Source organism: Sporosarcina ureilytica (assembly GCF_001753205.1).
In the GTDB taxonomy this organism is placed as follows: domain Bacteria; phylum Bacillota; class Bacilli; order Bacillales_A; family Planococcaceae; genus Sporosarcina; species Sporosarcina ureilytica.
Map to the genome: position 1 here is coordinate 663,948 of NZ_CP017560.1, position 21,841 is coordinate 685,788.

Consider the following 21,841-nt stretch of genomic DNA (forward strand, 5'->3'; position numbering starts at 1 on the left):
GGTGGCATGTTTAAAGATGTTCCTCCTCATAAGTTGGTTGCGCCGTTGCTTCAAAGTTTATCCACCGACATTGAAGGGCGGATTAACGAAGTCGTTTTGGGCAATGTTGTTGGTCCTGGCGGGAATATCGCTCGTTTATCAGCTTTGGAAGCTGGACTTCCGTTATCGATACCGGGCATGACGATTGACCGGCAATGTAGTGCGGGGCTTGAAGCGATTCGAACGGCTTCCCTATTTATTCAAGGAGGGGCAGGGGATTGCTATATTGCGGGTGGGGTGGAAAGTGCGAGTACGTCGCCATTTCCTAAACGTGCCCAATTTGCGCCGACGCATCTAGGAGATCCGGACATGGGGGTTGGCGCGGAAAACGTTGCCCAAAAGTATAGCATGACGAAAGCTGTGCAAGATGACTACGCCTTGGAAAGTTACAGGCGAAGTTGGGCGGCATATGATGCAGGCTTCTATACTGAAGAAATCATTGCCTGTAATGGCTTGATACATGATGAAGTTTTTCGGAAAAAACGAGATATGGCGCGCATTGTAAACCGTGCGAAGCCAATTTTTGATTTGGGAAATGGAACGGTGACAGCGGCCAACAGTTGTGGCATTCATGACGGGGCGGCGGCCGTCGTTGTGAAGGAAGAGCAGCTGGCGAATGAACTCGGCATGCAACCAATTCTTCGTTTTCAAGATAGCGAAGTGAGCGGGATTCATCCGAATTATCCGGGCATCTCCCCAGTTCCGGCGATTACAAAACTATTGGCGCGCAATCAATTGACGATGGCTGATATTGATTTAATTGAGATCAATGAAGCATTTGCGTCCAAAATCATTGCTTGTCAAGATGAATTAACAATTCCAACTGAAAAGTTGAATGTCTCGGGCGGTGCGTTGACGACAGGTCATCCATACGGTGCTTCAGGAGCGATACTTGTGACTCGACTATTTTATGAAGTGCAAAGAAGGAAGGATGTCCGGTATGTGCTTGCGGCAATTGGCAGCGCTGGCGGCGTCGGACTTGCTGTTTTATTCGAGGTGATTCAGTGAAAACATCGACAGAATCGATTGTCTTCACGAAAGAAGATGTGCTTACTTATTGTGAAGCAATTGGCGAGGAAAATAAATTATACACCTGTGGGGACTATGCGAAATCGCACGGATTCCAAACGATTCCACTTCCACCGACGATGCCGCTGATGATGTATCGATTGTTTACGATTCCTTGGGAACAAGGCGGTGTCATGATTCATCGGAAACAAGGATGTTCTACTTTTCGGCGGATGTTTATTGACGAAGCATATACGGGCAATATCACGCTTACGAATGTTGTTTCGAGAAAGTCCTATTCGTTTCGTGAAGAAACTTTATCGATTTACGATACGTCCGGCGAACTTTGTTTTCAAGGGACGTCGCATCTTGTGGTAGGTGATGCAACATGACGGCGTTTCAATTTCAAGTAACTAGAGGCGATATTGAACGTTATGCCGACGTGTCACATGACCGAAATCCGATTCATCTAAATGAAAAGTCTGCAAAAGCGGCCGGTTTTTCCGGGGAAATCGCACATGGGATGCTAACGATGGCGAAAATGGTGAGCATCGTGGTGAATGAATTTTTAGAGCCACATCAATTCATGGAAAGCTATGAATTTACTTTTTTAGCCCCCGTTTATGTGGATGATATTGTCACGGTGCAAGTCGTTCCTAAAGGAAAGGAATACCGTGTTAGTGGGATTTGTCGGGGGGAGCTTGTTGTGAGGGGAATTGTTTCGGTATAGAGGCCGCCAGTTTTGATGACTGGCGGTTTTCTTTTGCCTTCAAATCTTTTCTGCTGAGCTTTTGGGATGTTTGGTGTATCCCTCGCAACCGCTCTCGAACTCCGCGCCTGACCTTTTGAATTCCGCGCAATCCCCCGTGAACTCTGCTCCTCATCGTGAATTCCTCCTAACGGCTCTCGAACTCCGCGCCCGGCCTTTTGAATTCCGCACCATCCCACGCGAACTCCCCCCTCCCCTAGCTAAAAAAACCAAATAAATGGAGAAAACAGAACTTCATCCAATTGATTGATTAAAAAGCATTAAGGATGTTAAAATAAACTATTAGATTAAAATTGAACGTTTTGATGTGAATGCTCGCATACCATTGATAACAGGGGGGATAGGTTTGAAAGAGAAAACAGAACAGTGGTCCTCTAAGTTAGGGTTTATTTTATCTTCCGCTGGGGCAGCCATCGGATTGGGTGCTATTTGGAAATTTCCGTATGTCACTGGAATGAGTGGCGGTGGCGCATTCTTCCTTATATTTGTTGCGTTTACAGTCCTAATTGGTCTGCCGATGCTAATATCGGAGTTTATTATCGGAAGAGGGGCAGGCAAGGAAGCGATTAGCGCGTATAAAAAACTTGCTCCGGATAGTTTGGCGGTTTGGATTGGAAGGCTCGGCGTTGTCGGGTGTTTTTTATTATTGTCCTTTTATAGCGTTGTCGGCGGTTGGGTGCTTGTCTACAGTGTGATGTCTGTTTTTGGAAAGGTGATTGGCGGCGGGGCGGATTATCCAGTGTTGTTTGAAACTGTCATTGGGACGCCTTGGATTACCATAGTCGGCTTGCTCGCGTTTACATTGGCGAACATTTTTGTGGTGTCGTCGGGCATTCAAGCAGGCATTGAAAAAGCGAATAAATATATGATGCCCTTATTATTTATCTTCTTTGTCATTCTGGTCATCCGCGCCTTAACGTTTGACGGTGCGTGGGAAGGCGTGAAATTTTTCTTGGCGCCTGACTTTTCGAGCATCACGGGTGAATCGTTATTGTACGCATTAGGTCAATCGTTTTTCTCGTTAGCTGTTGGATTTTCTTGTATGGTGACATACAGCTCTTATTTGAAGAAAGATGTCAGCTTGCCATCTTCCGCGGGCACAGTCGTTGGTTTAAATATATTCGTATCCTTGCTTGCGGGGCTTGCGATTTTTCCAGTGGTATTCGCATTTGGTTATGAACCGGCAGAAGGACCTGGTTTGTTATTTATCGTGTTACCATCCATATTTTCTCAAATTCCTTTAGGGGAAGTATTTTTGGCGTTATTTTTATTGTTATTTTTATTCGCGACGTTGACGTCCTCATTTAGCTTATATGAAATTGTCGTGGCCGCTGCAACTGAGAGCGGTAAACGTTCACGTAAATGGGTGACTTGGATGGCGGGCGTTGTCATCTTTATCGCTGCGATTCCATCGGCTTTATCATCGAGCAGTCTTTCTTCATTTACTATTTTTAATAAAAGTATCTTCGATGGGACAGACTACCTCGTGAGTAATCTTCTTCTTCCATTTGGCAGTTTTCTAATTGCGCTGTTTATTGTTCATAAAATGGATGAGAAGCTTGTGAAAGAAGAATTTTATTTGAATACGAATGGCTCGCCTTCGCTTTATATGACTTGGCGGCTCCTAATGAAGTGGATTGTCCCATTTACGATTGCGATTGTGTTTTTAAATATGCTCGGCTTCATTTGACAATTCAATGTTCGTATTTCTCACGATACGCATGATTTAATGGTACAATAAAAAGAAGCGAATGCTATAGTAGGTGACGAGATGAATCGTTCTTTATTGATTGACAACACATACAATTACCATAAAACCCTTGACTGGTGACGGTCAGGGGTTTTTGTTGCCTAAGGGAAAGAATTTTTTAAAGGGGGCTAATAAATGATGCAAGAATTCCATGATCGGGCACCGATTCTCGCGGGTTGGATTAGTTTAATTAGCAATATTGTACTGACGATCGTAAAGATTGTTGTTGGAACGCTATTCCATAGTCCGGTATTGCTTGCAGATGGTTATCATAATGCGGGGGACGTTGTGGCGAGTGGCGCTGCATTGACGTCGATGCGGATTTCTCAGCGCCCGGCGGATGAGGACCACCCATATGGACACGGAAAAGCGGAAGTGATTAGTGCTGCGATTGTGGCGATTATTTTAGGGTTGGCTGCAGTTTATATTGCCTATGAGTCGATTTCAGCTTTCTTTGCGGAACCGGAAAAGGCGAGTATTATTGCGTTTATTACAGCAATTGTGTCACTTGTCGCAAAACAAGTGTTATACGTGTATACGATTCGAATTGGTAAAAGGGTCAATAGTAAAGGGTTAATCGCGACGGCTTATGACCATTTGGCGGATGTGTATGCATCACTAGCCGCAGTTGCAGGAATTGGACTCGCACTTGTCGGTGATCATTATGGGATTACAATCTTATCTTACGGGGATCCAATTGCCGGCATCATTGTCACGATTTTAGTCTTCAAACTTGCTTATGGCATGGGGAAAGAAGCGCTCGATACATTGATGGAAAAAAGTGTAGAACAAGAACGATTGGACAGTTTTACAGAGCTAATACAATCGGTTCCAGAAGTGAAAAGAATTGACCGACTCCGCGCTAGAGAACACGGCCATTATGTTTTGGTCGATCTGCGGATAGGTGTGGACGGGACGTTAACCATCCAAGAAGGGCACGATATTATCCGTAAAATCAAGCAAACGATTATGGAAGAGTATGAAGATGTGGATGAAGTGCTCATTCATTTAAATCCGTGGTATGAAAAAGAGGAATAATGGTGTGCAATCTATCAAGACCTTTCATCAATAAAACTGATGAAAGGTCATTTTTGTGTACAATTTGGGAATTAAAATTGGGTGATTGAAGGTGAATTTTATTTATTTGAAAAATTGGTAAATTAATGAAACTAAATGGATAGGAAAAACGTTATATATAAGGATGAAAAATGAAAAAAATGAAAGGATATTGTGGGAAAATGTACTGTTTAAAGAAAGAGATAACTTAGGGGGAAGTCAAATGAAAAAGAAGGTGTGGATTTGGGTTTTAAGCATTGTAGGCCTAATCGTGATATCAACAGCGGGGTTATTTTTAATTTTCATGAAAACTACAAATGAACTTGGCGCTGACTTTGAAGACGCAGGGATCCTCGTCCAAAAAGTAAGTGAACAAAAGTTAGGGGAGTCCATCCTTGTCACGGGGAAAGTGATTCCTGAAGAGGAGCAAAAAGTATTTTTAGACCCAGAAAACGGTGAGGTTCATGAATATTTAGTCGAGGAAAATCAACAAGTGGTTGCTGGGGAACCGTTATTTACATATGACGCGTCCAAAGTGGATGCTGAGTATAATAAAGCTGTACGTTCAAGGGATTTAATCCAAAACAGATTAAAAATAGAGCAAAATGAAATCGCCACAATTGAAAAGCGAATCGGAGAAGTAAGGAAGAAAGTAAAAAATGGAGATGAAGAATATACAGAAGAAGACATCAATTTACTTTCTAAAGAAAAAATCCAAAGCGAAATGAATGTTGAAGATACAAAAGACGAATTAGCGTCTGCGCAAGAACTCATTAACGAGTTGGCGGCGACGAAACAAAGTATGACTGTTGTGAGTAAAATTGATGGCATTATTGTGAAAGTTAATAAAAACGTTGAAAAAACGGAGGCAGGCACAAATGTCCCGGTCATTCACATCATTTCCAGTGAACCTTACAAAGTCATTGGCACGATGAGTGAATTTGATACGGTGAAAATTCAACCCGGACAAGCTGTCACGATTCGTCCAAAAGTGTTTAAAGACCGTGAGTGGAACGGTGTTGTTGAATCGGTTTCTCATTTTCCGGATGAAGAAGGCGGTATGGATGACTTCGGCGGTGGGGGGAATGTGACGATGTATCCTTTTAAAGTAGCCATTACCGATGATACATCCGAACTTCGTCAAGGTTTTCATGTGTCATTAGAAGTGAATGTGTCTGGGGATGAAAAAGCGCTTGCGATTCCACATATGGCTTTGACAATCGATGAAGAAGGGCTAGAGTGCGTCTACGTGCTCGTCGATGGGTTCTTGGAAAAACGGAACGTGCAATTGGGTGAAATGAATGATGAATTCATTGGCATCGTTGAAGGGGTTGCGGATGGGGAATTGATCGTCATCATGCCAGATGAAAGTATGCATGACGGAATGGAAGTGACTTTCTATGATGAAGTTGAGTGATATAAAGAAAGTCTATGGAAGTGGCTCCTTACAAGTGCCGGTCCTGCATGGCATTGATTTGGAAATTGAGGACGGAGAGTTTGTCGCGATTATGGGGCCGTCGGGGTCTGGAAAATCGACGTTAATGAATATTATCGGATTTTTAGACCATTCAACGGCCGGGACGTACGAGTTGAACGGAGAAGAAATCGGGGCGGTGAAAGAGAATCAATTGGCGAAATTACGAAACGAGCATGTCGGCTTTGTCTTTCAACAGTTTTTCTTATTGCCGCGTCTCAATGCACTTAAAAACGTAGAGTCTCCACTTAGTTATGCCAACGTTCCAAAACGGGAGCGTACAGAACGGGCGAAGGAAATGTTAGAAAAAGTGGGGTTGGCTGATCGAATGACTCATTTACCAAATGAGTTATCAGGCGGTCAAAAGCAACGGGTTGCGATCGCGCGTGCACTTGTGAATAACCCGACAATTATCTTAGCTGATGAACCAACAGGCGCATTAGATTCGAAGACGAGTGCACAAATTATGGACCTTCTAGTTGAATTAAACGAGGAAGGAAAAACGGTCATTATCGTCACGCATGAAGAAGAAATTGCGGCCTATGCGAATCGAGTCATTACATTAAAAGATGGGTTGATCATCGACGATCGGGGGCAGACAGCGTGAGTATTTGGGAAAGTTTTAAAATAGCGCTCTCCTCGATTTGGAATCATAAAATCCGTTCGATTTTGACGATGTTAGGGATTATTATCGGTGTCGGCGCGGTCATTATCATCGTTGCGATTGGAGAAGGTGCAAAGAAACAAATTGCGGAAGACGTATTCAGCACAGACAAAAATGCGATCGAATTGCACTACGCACCAATATATTCAGAAGATGAACAAGATTTTTTTTGGAATGAACCTCCTTTATCCGGAGAAGATTTAACCTTACTTGAGGACTTACCCGGCGTGAAGTCAATTATTGGCACAAACCAAGGCTGGGGGATGCTTGCGCATAATGAACAACAGGCTGAAGTGACGATTACAGGGATTGACGAAAATTACATGGTTGCAAAAGACCTTCAAATGCTGGAAGGCAGACCGTTTAACGTACGGGATAGCGAAGGGGTGAATCGTGTTGTCCTTATTGATTCAGTGACGCGAGAATACTTTTTTGCAGACGATGAAGAAGTTATCGGTGAAATTATTGACATACAAGATAATCCGTATAAAGTTGTCGGTGTTTACAAGTCGACCATACCAGAAGAATGGCTTCAGTATGATGATTTTATGAGTGGTGAAGTCTTAATGCCGAGAATGCTCGTGTCGATGATGTATGGCAGTCGGGAAGTGGAACAGGTTTCTGTCATTGCAGATTCACCGGACAACGTGACAGAGACAGGTCAATTAGTTGCCGACACTTTAACGGAAAATAAACAAATAGAAGACGGCATGTATATGATCAATGACTTCTCCGAATATGAGGCAGAGCTCGAAGGATTTTACACAACGATCACATTGTTTATCGGCAGCATCGCCGGAATTTCATTATTAGTCGGTGGGATTGGGGTTATGAACATTATGCTCGTCTCAGTTACTGAACGAACCCGCGAAATTGGTTTGAGAAAAGCGTTAGGGGCGACAAGAGGGAGAATCTTACTTCAGTTTTTAATCGAATCGGTTACGTTAACATCCTTAGGCGGCCTCATTGGCATTGGTTTTGCAGCGGCGGCGACTTTCATAGCTTCTCAATTATTACCTTTCGATGCAATCATTAGTCCAGTCGTTGTTTTAATTGGATTTCTATTCTCAGCTTTTATCGGCGTTATCTTTGGTGTATTGCCCGCAAATAAAGCATCCAAACTGAGTCCAATTGACGCGTTACGTTATGAATAAATAAAACGATTTGCCCGCCAAACAGACGGTGGGCAAGTCGTTTTATATCTTCCAAGCAATATAATTCCCTTTTCCAAAAAAATATTGCATACTATTAATTAGTATGAATTCAAGATAGTTTTTCGAGAAATCATATAAAAATAGAAAAGGGAGTTTTATAACATGGCAATTAAAGTAAAGGCAATTATCGGGAGTACTAGTTCCACTTCATTTAACTTAAAGCTAGTTGAATATATGAGACAACGTTATGCGGATAAATTAGAAATCACACCTGTTTTCTTAAACAATTTGGAAATGTACGGAGTCGACAATGAAAACAGTCCATCAGATGATGTAGTAGATTTTAAAGCGGAAATTAAAGATTCCGATGCAGTCCTATTTGCAGTTCCAGAATATAACTTCTCCATTCCGGCACCTTTGAAAAATGCAATTGATTGGTTATCACGCGGCGGTGACTTCTTGTTAAGTGGAAAACCTGCATTCATTGTTGGTTCATCAATGGGTGTTTTAGGAAGTGTTCGCGCACAACTACACTTGCGTGAAATCTTATCAAACCCAGCTTTAGCACCGAAGATTTTACCAGGAAACGAAGTGTATATCGGTTCAATCCATGAGAAAATAAACGAAGCAGGCGAATTAACAGACGAGGCAACAATTGCTTTCCTGGACCAAGTCGTCGAAAACTTTGTAGCTTTTTATAATGAAACAAAAGCAACAGTAATTGCATAATTTAATCAGATTACCTTAATCGTATCGACTATAGATTCAGGTTAAATAACAAGCAAAAAAGCACATCACTGGTGTGCTTTTTTTAATATTGTTTAACTACTCGCCTTTATTTTGATTTCTAGTATATACCAAATATTTCCTGTTTCAAGCCTCATGGGGCTGGGTATAACAGGTTTATCAATGTCGGGACTATCTCGTTGTCTGACATTGACAATCGTCCAGAAAGGGGAACTCCGGTACATCATCATGAGAAGTCTAACAGATGAAGAACTTATTAAGGCATATTTTCAGGCTAAGAAATTAGGGCTTGATCCTAATTTTATTCAACTACTAGAATCAGCACTCAAACGACGCCAAATCTATATGTATAAAGGCAGAGAAAAATAAAGGAAGTAGCCGTACTATTCAGGAAAAGGTTGTTCTAAAGCGATATATGGAATAACCTTTTTCTGTGTACAGACGTATGAAGGCTAATGTGTAAACCGCAACCTTGCACGTTTGTTTTTCACAAATCGGAACGTCTCTTGGATAAACTCCGTATAGTAGAATAATGACAAGATGTGCGTTCAGTTGACAAGGTGTTGTCGGTTTATTCGAAAATAAGCATTTTATTGACACAACGGGCCGATTTTCATGTACGCTATAATAGATGATAGATAATGATGGAGGTTTGAATCATGGACAACAAGATAGAAAGTTTCAAATCCGTTATGGGGAATTATCCAACGGGCGTCACTGTCGTAACAGCATTCAACGAACAAAATGAGCCGATGGGATTAACGGTAAACTCATTTGCTTCTGTATCGCTAGATCCTTTGCTTATTTTATGGTCAATTGATAAAAATGCAGGTTCCTATGATGACTTTTTAAAAGTCGAGCGTTTCTCAGTGAATATTTTAGCCGCTGATCAAGGAGATATCTGTCAGTTATTCGCAAGTCGTGTTGCAGATCGATTTGCACAATGTGAGTGGGAAAAGTCAGAATTAAGCTTACCAGTTCTGAAAGATTCATTAGCTACTTTACAATGTAAAGTTCATCAGAAAGTGGAAGCTGGCGACCATACAATTATGATCGGTGAAGTAGTAGATATCCAAAACAATGACAAAAATCCTCTTCTCTATCATAAACGTACTTTTGGCCAAATTCCTGAAACGTTTTATCCACAATCTTAATTTTCAAAGCCGTCCAACGCGTGTCTATTTGACTGGTTGGACGGCTTTTTATTTTTCAAGCAAAACGAAGCTTGCGAATTAACGAGCCGTTTGTTGATAGGCATTGCGTTTTAATTTCGCAAAGACTTGTTTCAAATCCGCGATTAGATCATCGCAATCTTCTATGCCGACAGAAAAACGCAGTAGTTTATTACAAACCCCGCGACGTAATCGGTCTTCTTCCGGCATGCTCATATGGGTTTGTGTAGTTGGATACGTGATGAAACTTTCAACGCCACCAAGACTTTCGGCGAAAGTAATGAGTTTTAGATTTTGCAGAAAGGGATTGACCCACTCGCTTTTTTGAAGACGAAACGATACCATCCCGCCTTGCCCCGCATATAACACATCTTTCACAAGTGGCTCTGTTTTTAAATAAGCCACAATTTCTTTTGCATTTTTATCATGTTGTTTCATTCTTAAATGGAGCGTTTTCAGCCCCCGAATCGTTAGCCAGGCATCCGTAGGGGAAAGAACTGCACCAATCGTATTATGATTCGCGCCTAATTGCTGGCAAAGTGCATCCCCTTTGGCAACAACGAGTCCTGCGAGTACATCATTATGACCGCCAATATATTTGGTTGCACTGTGTAAAACAATATGTGCACCAAGTTCAATCGGTCTTTGGAAATACGGCGTGAGAAACGTATTGTCTACGATAAGGAGTAACTGATACTTTTCAGCAAGTGCCGCGTACGCTTGAATGTCAATCGTTTCCATAAGTGGATTTGTTGGGGTTTCAATAAATAGCGCTTTTGTTTTTGGCGTAATACATGCTTCTACCTCGGCAACACTAGCAAAATCAGTATAGGTCGTTTGAATTGAATACAAATCTGCGTAATCATCGAGTAAACGGTATGTGCCGCCGTAAATATCTTCAGGTACAATGAGTTCATCGCCCGAACGAAACAATGACAGTACGAGCTGAATGGCGGCCATACCGGAGCTACAGGCAAACCCTGCATCACCACTTTCTAAATTGGCGATGCCTTCTTCTAAAAGGGCACGCGTAGGATTTTTGGTTCGCGAATAATCATAACCCGTGGATTCTCCAATGCCGGTATGTTCAAAAGCTGTCGATAAATAAATTGGGGCACTGACCGCACCTGTTTTGGCATCACTGCGATTTCCTAATTGGACAAGTTGAGTGGCTAACTGATTGTTTTTCATTAATATCCCTTCCTTTGCTAAAATAAAAAGAGCGCTCTATAAGAAGAGTGCTCCCAATCATCACGAAGTCAATCTTCTTATCTTCAAGGCGACACACCTTTTGGAATTAGCACCAATGCCGTATGGCTGGTTGCTGAGACTTCATCGGGCCAATCCCTCTGTCTCTCTTGATAAGAAATGAAAATATTAAATTATTGGAAAATATAGATTTATATTTATGCTATCACGACTTGATTAATTAAACAAGCAGAGATTCTATTAAACATGTAAAATGATTATAAATTAAAGATAGGAATGGGGGGCGTACATATGAAACAAACGGTTTATTGGTCGAAGGTGCAGCTTGCGGAATGGTCCATGTATATGGCTGCCACAGAAAAAGGATTATGTTACATCGGAACGCCGGATGCACCTTTTGAAGAGCTCTCCAATTGGGCGGCGAAGCGTATTCGCAATGCACTTTTGGAAGAAAATCAGGAGATCATTGCGCCTTATGCAAATGAACTACGTGCTACGATAGATGGAAAAGGTAAAACTTTTACAGGCCAACTTGATTTGTATGGGACACCTTTTCAGCAAAGTGTTTGGGAAGTCTTGCAAACGATTCCTTATGGAGACACGATTTCTTATACGGACGTTGCTGAACGCCTTCAGAAACCAAAGGCGGTTCGTGCGGTTGGGGGAGCCATTGGTGCGAATCCAGTCTTAATTGTCGTTCCGTGTCACCGGGTGATGACGAAAGATGGTAAACTAGGTGGTTTTCGTGCAGGTTTGACGATGAAAGAACAATTGCTTAAATTAGAGCGGTCGGGAGGTACAAGAGGGGAGTAGGACATGGCAAAACAACATGACTTTACGGAAGGGAATATTGTTAAACAGCTGTTCATTTTTTCAGCACCAATTATTTTGACGAATCTACTGCAAATCTCTTATCAGTTTATTGATAGTTTGTGGATTGGAAATTTAATCGGTGCGGATGCACTTGGGGCTGTGGCGATTTCAGGTACTATCGTTTTTACGGTCCTATCCTTTGTCATCGGTTTAAACAACGCCGCTTTGACGATTTTATCCCAACAAAAAGGGAAAGGGAGCGAAGAAGGACTCAAACGATACTTAAATGCCTTTGTCGTCATGCTTACATTGATGTCGATTTCATTAGGTATCGCCGGATATGTCTTGTCAGAACATGTTTTACGATGGCTCGGTACGCCGGAAACAATGGTTCCGATGGCGTCTGCTTATTTGAAAATTAATTTCATCGGGATGTTGTTTTTATTTGGCTATAATTTCATTGGAACGGTCTATCGCTCAGTAGGTGATTCAAAAACACCTCTGTATTTTGTATTAACAGCCGTCATTTTAAATACAATTTTAGATCCCGTGTTTATTAGCGTGTTCGGCTGGGGAATTGAAGGCGCGGCCTATGCAACAATTCTTTCTCAAGGTGTGGCATTTGGTCTTGGTGTTTATTTCACAATCACGAAAAAACTCGTTCCTTTTTCAAAGCCTTCGTTGCCATCAAAACAAGAAGTGGGGAGTATTTTGAAGCTTGGCATTCCAGCAGGGCTTCAAATGAGTGTCATCTCAGCAGGTTCCATGGCCATTATGAGTGTCGTCGCCTCGTTTGGTGCGCCGGTTGTTGCAGGGTACGGGGCGTCCCAACGGTTGGATAATTTAATTATGCTGCCGGCACAGGCGCTTGGCGTAGCCGTGAATAGTATGGCTGGGCAAAATATTGGCGCGAATAAATGGGAACGTGTGCATAAAATTACGTTTTATGGATTCATTTATAATTTAGGTGTTATGATTGTTTTAGCTTCTATTATGTTTTTATTTGCGACTTATGGCATTCGTTTATTTATCCAAGCACCAGACGCAGTTGAATTTGGCACGAAGTATTTGAAAATGGTTGCTTTCTTCTATCCGTTTTTAGGTATCAACTTTATTTTAAATGGAGCGGTTCGTGCAGCGGGCGCCATGTTCCAAGTGCTCATTTTGAATATCATTTCGTTTTGGATTTTGCGTTTCCCGCTCACGTATACGATGTCATCGATTTACGGTGAAAAGGGGATTGCTTTAGGGATTGGCATAAGCTTTGTCATCAGTAGTCTTTTTGCATTTTTATATTATCGTTTTGGTCGTTGGAGACGCGCGAAAGTGATAAATTAAAGATGATGAATGAAGAAATTGGAGGAATACTATTATGAACGAATTACCAAATTGCCCGAAGTGTCAGTCGGAGTATACGTATGAAGACGGCAACCTCATTGTTTGTCCAGAATGTGCGCATGAATGGACATTGGGGGAAGAAAATGAACCAGCTGAAGAGGAAAGAGTCTTTAAAGATGCGCATGGGAATATCTTAGTAGACGGCGATACGGTCACAGTCATTAAAGACCTGAAAGTAAAGGGAAGTTCCCTCGTCGTTAAAAAAGGAACAAAAGTAAAAGGGATTCGCCTCATCGAAGGAGACCATGACATCGACTGTAAAATCGATGGCATTGGTGCAATGCAGTTGAAAACAGAGTTTGTGAAAAAATTATAATGCATAGCGTCCATTGTTGAATTTTCTTGATCAATAATGGGCGCTTTTTGTGTTGCGCGTATTAATTGAGGAAATCTCTGCACATAGCTATGTTTATGGAGCGGAGTTAATTCCAAGACTTGACGCAATTTAGGTTCTTTATTATTTTAAAGGCTTTCTACATGTTAGTTCCAAGTGTAGAAAGCCTTATGTTGTTAGAAGTAATTGCAGTGCATGTGGCTGGATTTTAATATGTAGCGGCATCGCTTGAATGATTTCTCCATCAAAAATAACTGGAATTAGTCTATCTGTTGAAATTGTGAGCTCTTTTCCAACCGAGTATGTAATTCCGTTTTTCCGAATAGGTTTTCCGGTTAATAAAGCAGGAAAGATGCGAGTCATTGCTTTAAAGCGGTTAATCCCGTGAAACATGGTGAGATTGAATTGCCCGTCTGTCGGATTTGCATCTGGACAAATCTTTAATCCGCCGCCATACGAAGTGGTATTGCCACAAACGATTAACCAAGCGTGATGGACGAATTGTTTTTGATGGTCAATTGTTATTTTGGCGTTAAAGGGTTTAAAGGTAAGTGCAGTTCCGATTGAAGCAATTAGGTAGGCGAGTGAAACCAATCCGAGCTTATTAAAAAATGGCAGGTAAGATGCATGTTTAACTTTTTCTTCTATCGTCGTATCAATGCCAACTCCCGCAACGGTGATGCCGAAACGATCATTCAACTGCAGTAAATCGATACAAGTTGTTTTTCCATGAAGGATTCCTTGAATAAATTGTTCTGGACAATTCGTCAGATTGAACATTCTTGCGGTGTCATTTCCCGAACCTGCCGGAAATATAGCGAGTGGAATCGATGTATTCGCAAGTTCCTGTATGACTGAACTAATTGTCCCGTCCCCGCCAATTACGCCGACAGCCCGCACTTGATTAGTTTTTAATGCATGACTAACAAAATGTCTTGTTTCATTTGTTGATGTACTCACGAGCTTCTTAAATGGTACATTTTCCGTATGCAGTTTCTTCTCCAAACTTCGCCAAAAAGTAGTCGCTTTTCCATTACCAGAAGACGAATTAATAATAAAGATGAACATAATATCCTCCTTTCTCTTTAAAACTCCCTGTAAAAGACTCATTCTTATTAATAGTGTAACAATATTTAGTTAACGCGGGTATACTAAAATATAAAAACCTTCATATTTCGATAGAAAAGGAGGGGGATAAGAATGATGGACCCATCTAAACATGTACAAAGAGATGCAAGGATTTCATTATGTCGCCAGGAAATTAAAGAAGCAATCGAGCAAGATTTAGCTGGTGATCCAGGCATCTTGGCGGTCTTTTACGGCGGCTCGATTGGCAATGGGGATGCTGATCAGTACTCAACTATAGATCTTCGAATCGTTGTAGCCGATGAAGCGTTTGACCAGTTCTGGGCAAATAAACAAAACCGTGCCGGTCGATGGGGGAATGTTCTTTTTTTCGAAGAAGTTCCTCATGCAAATTATAGTACGGCCCATTATGAACAATTCGTCAAAGTTGATATATTTTATTATCGGCTAAAAGACATTCTACCTTCTTTTTGGCTGCGGAATATTGAAGTTTTTTATGATTCAAGCGGGATGTTGGTCGATATTATTGCGAAATCTCGTCAATTAACCTATAAACCGTCCGTTAAAGAGATCGATTTATGGCGCACGAAGTTTTTTGCCTATCTGCATGAATGGTATCGGGGAATAATGCGCTCGGAATACTATTATGCGCTGAACTGCTTAGATTCTCTGCGTTTATTCATGGCGATGGGTTGGTATATGGACGCAGGGATCCAGCCGAACGCATTAGGAGATTGGGCAAAAATCGAAGGTCGTCGTAGTCCATTGCAAAGTTGGCAGTTGGATGCGTTGGCAAGTTGGGATAGCAGCCGCAATCCCGATCACATGATTATAGTCGTGCCAAAAGTAGTTGAAGCTTTTAAAAAGGTGCATCAATCTTTATGCGCCAAAGTTGGACTGGATGAAGATCGAGCTTGGGTGGAGAATATTATTAGAAAAGTATTATGAGGAATGAGATAAAAACAATCGTCTCCATGGAGGGCGATTGTTTTTATTTTCTACTATTTAATCAATAAACTCCTGGACATGTTGAAAGTCCGTCGGCACATGATGGCCTTCGAATGTCTGTCTATATTGATTGGGTGTGTAGGTCGTTGTTCTTTTAAACACTCTACTAAAATAGGTTGAATTTGAGTAGCCGACTAGTTCAGCAATCTCGGAAATTGGTAAGTGGGTGAATTGTAATTTCTTTTTCGCTTGCTCAACTCGATAGTATTGTAAATACTGTACAAATGACATGCCGACGATTTCCGTAAAGGAGCGGCTGACATAACATGGATGAAGATGCATAAGTGTAGCGAGTTGTTCCAAAGATAATTTTTCATTGTAATGTTGATGAATATATTGAATCATTTTATGGACGTTTTTCCCTTTTTCATTTTCCGCGGTAGAATGATCAACATGTAACAATGAAACTTGGTTCAATGAGACGATGGCACGGTGAATCGCCGTTTGACATTCTTCCAGTTTCAAAGGTTTTACTAAGTAATCAATCACACCACAACGCAAAGCGGTTTGTAAATGGTCTGCATTTTTCTCGTCATCCAATAAAATAACTTTTACATTGGGCTGTTTTTTTATGATTTTTGTTTTATAGTCGAACGTAAAATTTGCAAAATCGCTTAAATCTAAAATCAAAATATCGATTTGTACTTCTTTCGCTAATCGATATGCTGCTTCGCTATCTATCACATCAGGTAAAAAAGTAAGGTTAAAAAAATGGGTCGTGATCATGTTCTTTAAAAACTGTCGTTCTTCTATGCTAGATACTGCTAATAGAACATTACACATACTGATCCCTCATTTCTAATTACATACTGAACGATATAAAGTTAACAAATTCTTCTGCATGCCTATCATTATACTTAAATAGTTAGTGGAAATGTAGTTGGTGAAAAGAAAGTTTGTGAACAATTGTACAAACTTTTGCCTTTGCAGTGCAAGAAAAGACTAATTCAAGTTAAAAAAGTCCTAACGTCCACTGATTAAAGCGCTTTACTATAGAGGGACAGCATACTGAGGAGGAATGGACATGCCACAAATTAAGTGTACAGAAGTAGAAGTGTTAATTAGCGAAGCGAAAATAGCGCAAGAAAAGTATCAAACCTATAATCAAGAACAAGTGGATCAGATTGTCGGTGCAATTGCAGCAGAATTAACAGAAGCGGCATCAGTACTGGCACAAATGGCACACGAAGAAACAGGATTTGGAAATGTAGCAGACAAGACGACCAAAAACTTATTTGCGAGTCAAGTAGTTTATGATTCGATTAAAGACAAGCGTACGGTTGGGATCCTTCGACAAGACAAAGAAGAAGGTGTGATGGAAGTCGGGATGCCGATGGGGGTTATCGCAGCGTTAATTCCGATGACGAATCCAACGTCTACTGTTATTTTTAAGGCATTAATTGCACTGAAAACAAGAAATGCAATTGTCTTTTCACCTCACCCTTCGGCAGTGAAAAGTATTGTTGAAACAGCTCGTCGTGTTGAAAAGGCTGCAGTGGAGGCAGGAGCGCCGGAAGGATTAATTCAAGTGATTGAGCAACCGTCTTTAAAAGAAACAGAGCGGATGATGCATCATGAAGATACGGCGTTAATTTTAGCGACGGGCGGTAGCGCAATGGTAAAGGCTGCGTATTCTTCAGGGAATCCTGCAATTGGTGTTGGAGCAGGAAATGGCCCAGCATTCATTGAAAAAACAGCGGACGTTGCACAAGCCATCGATCGTATTATGGAAAGTAAGCTATTTGACTACGGCATGATTTGTACTTCTGAGGAATCCATCATCGCGGAAGCGCCAGTAAAAGAAGAAGTGATCAAAACGCTGAAAGAAAAAGGAGCTTATTTCTTAAATGAAGCGCAACAAGAACAATTGAGCAATGTGATTTTACGCGAAAACGGCATATTGAATCCTGCAATTGTCGGAAAACCTGCATCCGTTGTTGCACAGTTAGCAGAAATCGATGTACCGGAAAATACGAAATTGCTCGTTGCAGAACAAACAACCGTTTCAAAAGAGAATCCTTATTCTGGTGAAAAGTTATCGTCAATTCTTACACTGTACACAGTGAATAATTGGGAAGAAGGCATCGAAAGAGTGACCCAGTTGTTAAATAACCAAGGGCTCGGACATTCCGCAATGTTGCATACAACAGATCAACAGAAGATTGAAGCATTTGGATTAGCCATTAACGCATCTCGTATTATGGTGAATACAGGCGGGACATTCGGCGGAATTGGCATGACAACACTTCTAGCACCTTCCTTAACACTAGGTTGTGGAACTGCGGGTGGAAGTAGTACGACAGATAATATTAGTGTTGAACATTTATTAAATATTCGCCGTGTAGCGACGCATTATGAGCGCTAAGAGGTCGAATGCAATATAAGTAGTCATAAAGATGCATTAGGAAGCGTTCAGTTTCCTATTGCATCTTTTTTTATTTTGCCGGAAGCAATTTATTTATAAATTGCTACGGTATACACGATTGCTTAATTTTTAAGTTGGTAATAGAAAGCGAAGGCCTGTCGGATTTCCAATGAACTTCAACAGGAACTTTAAAGATATTGGATAAAAGTTCGTCTGTAATCACTTCTTTTTTCGGTCCAGCCGCGAAAATTTTGCCATCTTTTATGAGCAGTGCATGCGTAATTTCTTCAACGAGTTCCTCGATATGATGGGTGACATACAATATATGGCAACCGCGGTCTGCGATTTGATGAAGCATCGTCAATAATTCTTCGCGTGACAAAATATCCAAGCCTGAGCACGGTTCATCTAAAATAAGCATTTTAGGATCACTCATCAGCGCTCTAGCAATTAAGACCCTTCGTTGTTCACCTTGAGATAAAAGGTGGAACGGTTGATTCCGCAGATAACTTAATCTTAATGATTCTAATAATGCATCTGCCTTCTCCCAATCTTCCGCTTCTATATTTTCGTAGATTCCAAACGAAGCAAATTTCCCGCTAATGACGACACGCAACACAGTCTCTTGGTTTACAATATCTGAAAAACGGTCTAGTGAACTACTGACAAAACCGATTTCTTTTCGAAGTTCGGGTAAGTTGGTTTTTCCGAAGTGATTGCCAAGTACAGAAACTTCTCCAGTAGTTGGAAAATGGTAACCGTTAATGATATTGAGCAATGATGTTTTACCGGAACCATTTAAGCCGAGAATCCCCCAATGCTCGCCTTCTTTAATTTCCCATTGGATGTTTGACAAAATCTGGTTGTGATTGCGAAGCAGTGAAACATCTTGCATGGATACAATTAAATTCAAAACGATCATCCCCCTTTTAATGTGAATATTGAAATAAGTATACATCGCTCTCGGGCGAAAAGAAATAGCGGGGAACGCATAATAGGGGGCACATAACCTTACAGTTTCGCGAATATTTGGTAGGCTAGAAGTATAGGAAAATTAGAGGGGAGTACGAAACTTGGCTTAGGCAACCTTGTATGCGGTGATTAGTTTAAGAAAAGTTGCGAGGACATTCCAGCCGAAAGAGTGGACATCCAGCGCAATTGGGCTGAAATCATGTCGAAAACACAAGAAAAAGATAGAAGTGCGTCGCGAAAGGTTAAATGATGTATACTAAGAGTATCTATGAATGTGGAAGAAGGTAATTGTGATGAGTTCGAATTATGTAGATGACAGCAAGGTTTTACATACCGATTTATATCAAATAAATATGGCAGAATCCTACTGGGCGGATGGTACTCACAAAAAAAAATCGGTGTTTGAATTATTTTTTAGAAGCTTACCATTTGGTAATGGCTATGCTATTTTCGCGGGGCTGGAAAGGGTATTAGATTATCTCCGAAATTTCCAGTTTAGTGAAAGTGACATTGCCTATTTAAAAGAAGAACTAAACTACAGCGATGATTTTTTAGCGTACTTAAGAGACCTTCGTTTTACTGGAGATGTCTATTCAATGGTAGAAGGCGAACTTGTTTTTGCAAATGAACCAATTATCCGGGTTGAGGCACCGTTAGCGGAGGCGCAACTCATTGAAACCGCACTTTTAAACATCGTTAATTATCAAACGCTTATTGCAACAAAGGCGAGTCGAATTAAACAAGTCGCAAAAGATGAAGTAGTCATGGAATTTGGGACGAGAAGAGCACAAGAAATGGACGCGGCCTTATGGGGCGCGCGTGCTACATTTATTGGCGGCGTCGAGGCAACCAGTAATGTGCGTGCGGGGAAACAATTCGGAATTCCGGTAGCAGGCACGCATGCGCATTCCCTCGTACAAGCGTATAAAAGTGAATATGAGGCATTTCACGCTTACGCAAAACGTCATAAAGACTGCGTATTTCTAGTAGATACATACAATACGCTGAAAATTGGTGTACCAACTGCAATCCGTGTCGCGAAAGAATTAGGCGATAAGATCAATTTCATCGGGATTCGTTTAGATAGTGGAGATATTGCATTTTTATCGAAGGAAGCACGTCGTATGTTAGATGAAGCTGGTTTTCATAACGTACAAATTGTTGTTTCGAATGATTTAGATGAATACACAATTTTAAACTTGAAGGCACAAGGCGCAAAAGTGGATGTATGGGGAATCGGGACGAAACTCATTACGGCCTACGATCAACCTGCACTTGGCGCTGTCTATAAAATTGTTTCAATTGAAAATGAAGAAGGTGTAATGGAAGATACGATTAAAATCTCTTCTTCAACGGAAAAAGTAACGACTCCTGGTCAAAAAAATGTCTATCGAATTATTAATCGCGAAAACGGGATGGCAGAAGGAGACTATATTACGATGCATGATGAGGATCCGGCGTCGGAAGAGCGTATTAAAATGTTCCACCCCGTCCATACTTTTATATCAAAATTTGTCACGAACTTTGAGGCGAAAAATTTACACGTACAAGTTGTGAAAAGTGGCGAAATCATTTATGAAAACCCAACAATCCAAGAGATTCAGAAGTATGCTACTGAAAGCTTAGGTTTATTATGGGATGAATATAAACGATCATTAAACCCAGAAGAGTACCCAGTCGATTTAAGCCAAAAGTGTTGGGATAATAAGATGCGTCATATTCAAGACGTACAAGAAATGGTCGAGGAATATATTAATAAGGAGAGGTAATATATGACATTGCAAGGGAGAATTATCGCAGAATTAAAAGTAAAGCCAGAAATTGACGTGCAAGAAGAGATTCGAAAGTCCGTTGATTTTATGAAAGCATATGCGAGAAAAAATTCTTTCTTAAATGGATTTGTCCTTGGCATTTCTGGTGGCCAAGACTCGACGCTTGTTGGGAAACTTACACAGATGGCAGTCGATGAATTGAATGAAGAAGACGTCGGGAATCGTTATCAATTTATTGCCCTGCGACTTCCATACGGCACGCAATTTGACGAACAAGACTGTCAAGACGCGCTAGATTTTATTCGGCCATCAAAGATTTATACGATTAATATTAAAGATGCCGTTGACGCAAGTGCCCGAACACTTGCCGAAGCGGGCGTCACACTCTCCGATTATGCAAAAGGAAACGAAAAGGCACGCGAACGGATGAAGGCGCAATATTCCGTTGCAGCGATGCATCATTGTGTCGTTCTCGGCAGTGACCATGCAGCCGAAGCGATTACCGGATTTTACACGAAGTTCGGGGATGGCGGCGCAGATCTAATGCCAATTTATCGTTTAAATAAAAGACAGGGCACCGCGCTCTTAAAAGCGTTAGGCTGTCCACCGCATCTCTATACGAAAATCCCGACAGCTGATTTGGAAGAAGACAAGCCAGCATATGCCGACGAAGATGCACTAGGCGTCAGCTACGATGAGATCGACGATTATTTAGAAGGAAAAGAAATTCCACAAGAAGCAAAAGCGCGACTCGAAGAACATTACCTGCGTTCTATGCATAAAAGGCATATGCCCATTACAGTTTTTGATGATTTTTGGAAATGAACCCACATCCACCTATCCTTTGAATGTTGTTTATTCAAAGGATAGGTTTTTTTAAATTCGAAAACGATAATGTTCTTGAGATTTCTTCCGGGGCTTCGCTTGATTCATAGAATCTACACATCGAAGTTTCATCATCATATTCCTTCCTTTTGTCTAGGTTGTCGCTCAATCGGTTATCCTGTATGATAAAGGTGATTTTGTTAATATTCGGAATAAACTTAAGCGA

General features: G+C 41.1%; 22 protein-coding genes and 1 riboswitch. Of the genes, 18 read left to right on the plus strand and 4 right to left on the minus strand.

From position 1 onward, the window contains the following. Nucleotides 1-6: 6 nt before the first annotated feature. The 11 genes from BI350_RS03410 to BI350_RS03455 all read left to right on the plus strand — a co-directional run bounded on the left by BI350_RS03410 (nt 7) and on the right by BI350_RS03455 (nt 9,815). Entirely contained in the window at nt 7-1,047 is a 1,041-nt protein-coding gene (locus BI350_RS03410) for an acetyl-CoA C-acyltransferase (RefSeq protein ID WP_245698296.1), read from the plus strand. Beyond that, nucleotides 1,044-1,439 (plus strand): FAS1-like dehydratase domain-containing protein, encoded by a 396-nt coding sequence (locus BI350_RS03415; RefSeq protein ID WP_075526850.1) that lies wholly within the window; start codon nt 1,044-1,046, stop codon nt 1,437-1,439. Before BI350_RS03410 ends, BI350_RS03415 begins: the two co-directional genes overlap by 4 nt. Next, the gene (locus BI350_RS03420; RefSeq protein WP_075526851.1) at nt 1,436-1,777 is read left to right on the plus strand and encodes a MaoC family dehydratase; all 342 of its coding nucleotides are present in this window, start codon (nt 1,436-1,438) and stop codon (nt 1,775-1,777) included. The genes BI350_RS03415 and BI350_RS03420 overlap by 4 nt, the downstream gene beginning before the upstream one ends. Before the next feature lie 385 nt (nt 1,778-2,162). Continuing rightward, the gene (locus tag BI350_RS03425; protein WP_075526852.1) at nt 2,163-3,506 is read left to right on the plus strand and encodes a sodium-dependent transporter; all 1,344 of its coding nucleotides are present in this window, start codon (nt 2,163-2,165) and stop codon (nt 3,504-3,506) included. A gap of 195 nt (nt 3,507-3,701) precedes the next feature. Continuing rightward, nucleotides 3,702-4,604 carry a cation diffusion facilitator family transporter gene (locus BI350_RS03430; RefSeq protein WP_075526853.1) on the plus strand — a complete coding sequence of 301 codons (903 nt, stop codon included), beginning with the start codon at nt 3,702-3,704 and terminating at the stop codon, nt 4,602-4,604. Nucleotides 4,605-4,845: 241 nt separating this feature from the next. Further along, nucleotides 4,846-6,039, plus strand: a complete 1,194-nt coding sequence (locus BI350_RS03435) for an efflux RND transporter periplasmic adaptor subunit (RefSeq protein WP_075526854.1) — start codon at nt 4,846-4,848, stop codon at nt 6,037-6,039. Then, nucleotides 6,023-6,703: an ABC transporter ATP-binding protein gene (locus BI350_RS03440; RefSeq protein ID WP_075526855.1), complete on the plus strand. Its 681-nt coding sequence runs from the start codon at nt 6,023-6,025 to the stop codon at nt 6,701-6,703. Before BI350_RS03435 ends, BI350_RS03440 begins: the two co-directional genes overlap by 17 nt. Continuing rightward, the gene (locus tag BI350_RS03445) at nt 6,700-7,914 is read left to right on the plus strand and encodes an ABC transporter permease (protein ID WP_075526856.1); all 1,215 of its coding nucleotides are present in this window, start codon (nt 6,700-6,702) and stop codon (nt 7,912-7,914) included. The genes BI350_RS03440 and BI350_RS03445 overlap by 4 nt, the downstream gene beginning before the upstream one ends. A gap of 162 nt (nt 7,915-8,076) precedes the next feature. Further along, on the plus strand, nt 8,077-8,643 hold the full coding sequence (locus tag BI350_RS03450) for an NADPH-dependent FMN reductase (RefSeq protein WP_082294947.1): 567 nt from the start codon (nt 8,077-8,079) through the stop codon (nt 8,641-8,643). A 246-nt stretch (nt 8,644-8,889) separates the two neighbouring features. Continuing rightward, nucleotides 8,890-9,030: a sporulation histidine kinase inhibitor Sda gene (locus BI350_RS16830; RefSeq protein WP_155767562.1), complete on the plus strand. Its 141-nt coding sequence runs from the start codon at nt 8,890-8,892 to the stop codon at nt 9,028-9,030. A gap of 290 nt (nt 9,031-9,320) precedes the next feature. After that, nucleotides 9,321-9,815 (plus strand): flavin reductase family protein, encoded by a 495-nt coding sequence (locus BI350_RS03455; RefSeq protein WP_075526857.1) that lies wholly within the window; start codon nt 9,321-9,323, stop codon nt 9,813-9,815. Between the two features lie 78 nt (nt 9,816-9,893). Here BI350_RS03455 and BI350_RS03460 read toward each other — a convergent pair whose 3' ends face one another. Continuing rightward, nucleotides 9,894-11,024 (minus strand): methionine biosynthesis PLP-dependent protein, encoded by a 1,131-nt coding sequence (locus BI350_RS03460; RefSeq protein WP_075526858.1) that lies wholly within the window; start codon nt 11,022-11,024, stop codon nt 9,894-9,896. A gap of 74 nt (nt 11,025-11,098) precedes the next feature. Then, nucleotides 11,099-11,201, minus strand: a riboswitch (SAM riboswitch). Nucleotides 11,202-11,333: 132 nt separating this feature from the next. On the opposite strand from BI350_RS03460, the gene BI350_RS03465 reads away from it, so the two are divergent. Genes BI350_RS03465 through BI350_RS03475 form a run of 3 tightly spaced genes read left to right on the plus strand, consistent with a single transcriptional unit; the run spans nt 11,334 to nt 13,569 of the window. Further along, nucleotides 11,334-11,855 carry a methylated-DNA--[protein]-cysteine S-methyltransferase gene (locus BI350_RS03465; protein WP_075526859.1) on the plus strand — a complete coding sequence of 174 codons (522 nt, stop codon included), beginning with the start codon at nt 11,334-11,336 and terminating at the stop codon, nt 11,853-11,855. A 3-nt stretch (nt 11,856-11,858) separates the two neighbouring features. After that, nucleotides 11,859-13,193: an MATE family efflux transporter gene (locus BI350_RS03470; protein WP_075526860.1), complete on the plus strand. Its 1,335-nt coding sequence runs from the start codon at nt 11,859-11,861 to the stop codon at nt 13,191-13,193. A 34-nt stretch (nt 13,194-13,227) separates the two neighbouring features. Then, nucleotides 13,228-13,569: a zinc ribbon domain-containing protein YjdM gene (locus BI350_RS03475; RefSeq protein ID WP_075526861.1), complete on the plus strand. Its 342-nt coding sequence runs from the start codon at nt 13,228-13,230 to the stop codon at nt 13,567-13,569. A 186-nt stretch (nt 13,570-13,755) separates the two neighbouring features. Here BI350_RS03475 and BI350_RS03480 read toward each other — a convergent pair whose 3' ends face one another. Next, nucleotides 13,756-14,655: a diacylglycerol/lipid kinase family protein gene (locus BI350_RS03480; protein WP_075526862.1), complete on the minus strand. Its 900-nt coding sequence runs from the start codon at nt 14,653-14,655 to the stop codon at nt 13,756-13,758. 132 nt (nt 14,656-14,787) lie between these two features. Between BI350_RS03480 and BI350_RS03485 the strand changes: the two genes are divergently transcribed. Next, a complete protein-coding gene (locus BI350_RS03485; RefSeq protein WP_075526863.1) occupies nt 14,788-15,621 on the plus strand; it encodes an aminoglycoside 6-adenylyltransferase in 834 nt (277 codons plus the stop codon). A 57-nt stretch (nt 15,622-15,678) separates the two neighbouring features. Here BI350_RS03485 and BI350_RS03490 read toward each other — a convergent pair whose 3' ends face one another. Next, complete coding sequence (locus BI350_RS03490; RefSeq protein ID WP_075526864.1) at nt 15,679-16,464, minus strand: helix-turn-helix domain-containing protein; 786 nt, start codon at nt 16,462-16,464, stop codon at nt 15,679-15,681. Between the two features lie 241 nt (nt 16,465-16,705). Between BI350_RS03490 and BI350_RS03495 the strand changes: the two genes are divergently transcribed. Continuing rightward, the gene (locus tag BI350_RS03495) at nt 16,706-18,046 is read left to right on the plus strand and encodes an aldehyde dehydrogenase family protein (protein WP_075526865.1); all 1,341 of its coding nucleotides are present in this window, start codon (nt 16,706-16,708) and stop codon (nt 18,044-18,046) included. Between the two features lie 103 nt (nt 18,047-18,149). On the opposite strand, the gene BI350_RS03500 is transcribed toward BI350_RS03495, so the two are convergent. Continuing rightward, on the minus strand, nt 18,150-18,959 hold the full coding sequence (locus BI350_RS03500; RefSeq protein ID WP_155767464.1) for an ABC transporter ATP-binding protein: 810 nt from the start codon (nt 18,957-18,959) through the stop codon (nt 18,150-18,152). A 352-nt stretch (nt 18,960-19,311) separates the two neighbouring features. Here BI350_RS03500 and BI350_RS03505 point away from each other — a divergent pair, with 352 nt between their 5' ends. Beyond that, nucleotides 19,312-20,787: a nicotinate phosphoribosyltransferase gene (locus BI350_RS03505; protein WP_075529217.1), complete on the plus strand. Its 1,476-nt coding sequence runs from the start codon at nt 19,312-19,314 to the stop codon at nt 20,785-20,787. 3 nt (nt 20,788-20,790) lie between these two features. Beyond that, on the plus strand, nt 20,791-21,615 hold the full coding sequence (gene nadE / locus BI350_RS03510; RefSeq protein WP_075526867.1) for an ammonia-dependent NAD(+) synthetase: 825 nt from the start codon (nt 20,791-20,793) through the stop codon (nt 21,613-21,615). Nucleotides 21,616-21,841 lie beyond the last annotated feature (226 nt).

Coding starts and splice junctions, on each gene's coding strand:
- nadE (WP_075526867.1), top strand. CDS start 20,791: ATGACATTGCAAGGGAGAATTATCGCAGAATTAAAAGTAAAGCCAGAA.
- BI350_RS03470 (WP_075526860.1), top strand. CDS start 11,859: ATGGCAAAACAACATGACTTTACGGAAGGGAATATTGTTAAACAGCTG.
- BI350_RS03490 (WP_075526864.1), bottom strand. CDS start 16,464: ATGTGTAATGTTCTATTAGCAGTATCTAGCATAGAAGAACGACAGTTT.
- BI350_RS03480 (WP_075526862.1), bottom strand. CDS start 14,655: ATGTTCATCTTTATTATTAATTCGTCTTCTGGTAATGGAAAAGCGACT.
- BI350_RS03455 (WP_075526857.1), top strand. CDS start 9,321: ATGGACAACAAGATAGAAAGTTTCAAATCCGTTATGGGGAATTATCCA.
- BI350_RS03440 (WP_075526855.1), top strand. CDS start 6,023: ATGATGAAGTTGAGTGATATAAAGAAAGTCTATGGAAGTGGCTCCTTA.
- BI350_RS16830 (WP_155767562.1), top strand. CDS start 8,890: ATGAGAAGTCTAACAGATGAAGAACTTATTAAGGCATATTTTCAGGCT.
- BI350_RS03450 (WP_082294947.1), top strand. CDS start 8,077: ATGGCAATTAAAGTAAAGGCAATTATCGGGAGTACTAGTTCCACTTCA.
- BI350_RS03430 (WP_075526853.1), top strand. CDS start 3,702: ATGATGCAAGAATTCCATGATCGGGCACCGATTCTCGCGGGTTGGATT.
- BI350_RS03420 (WP_075526851.1), top strand. CDS start 1,436: ATGACGGCGTTTCAATTTCAAGTAACTAGAGGCGATATTGAACGTTAT.
- BI350_RS03435 (WP_075526854.1), top strand. CDS start 4,846: ATGAAAAAGAAGGTGTGGATTTGGGTTTTAAGCATTGTAGGCCTAATC.
- BI350_RS03460 (WP_075526858.1), bottom strand. CDS start 11,024: ATGAAAAACAATCAGTTAGCCACTCAACTTGTCCAATTAGGAAATCGC.
- BI350_RS03485 (WP_075526863.1), top strand. CDS start 14,788: ATGATGGACCCATCTAAACATGTACAAAGAGATGCAAGGATTTCATTA.
- BI350_RS03495 (WP_075526865.1), top strand. CDS start 16,706: ATGCCACAAATTAAGTGTACAGAAGTAGAAGTGTTAATTAGCGAAGCG.
- BI350_RS03465 (WP_075526859.1), top strand. CDS start 11,334: ATGAAACAAACGGTTTATTGGTCGAAGGTGCAGCTTGCGGAATGGTCC.
- BI350_RS03410 (WP_245698296.1), top strand. CDS start 7: ATGTTTAAAGATGTTCCTCCTCATAAGTTGGTTGCGCCGTTGCTTCAA.
- BI350_RS03475 (WP_075526861.1), top strand. CDS start 13,228: ATGAACGAATTACCAAATTGCCCGAAGTGTCAGTCGGAGTATACGTAT.
- BI350_RS03505 (WP_075529217.1), top strand. CDS start 19,312: ATGAGTTCGAATTATGTAGATGACAGCAAGGTTTTACATACCGATTTA.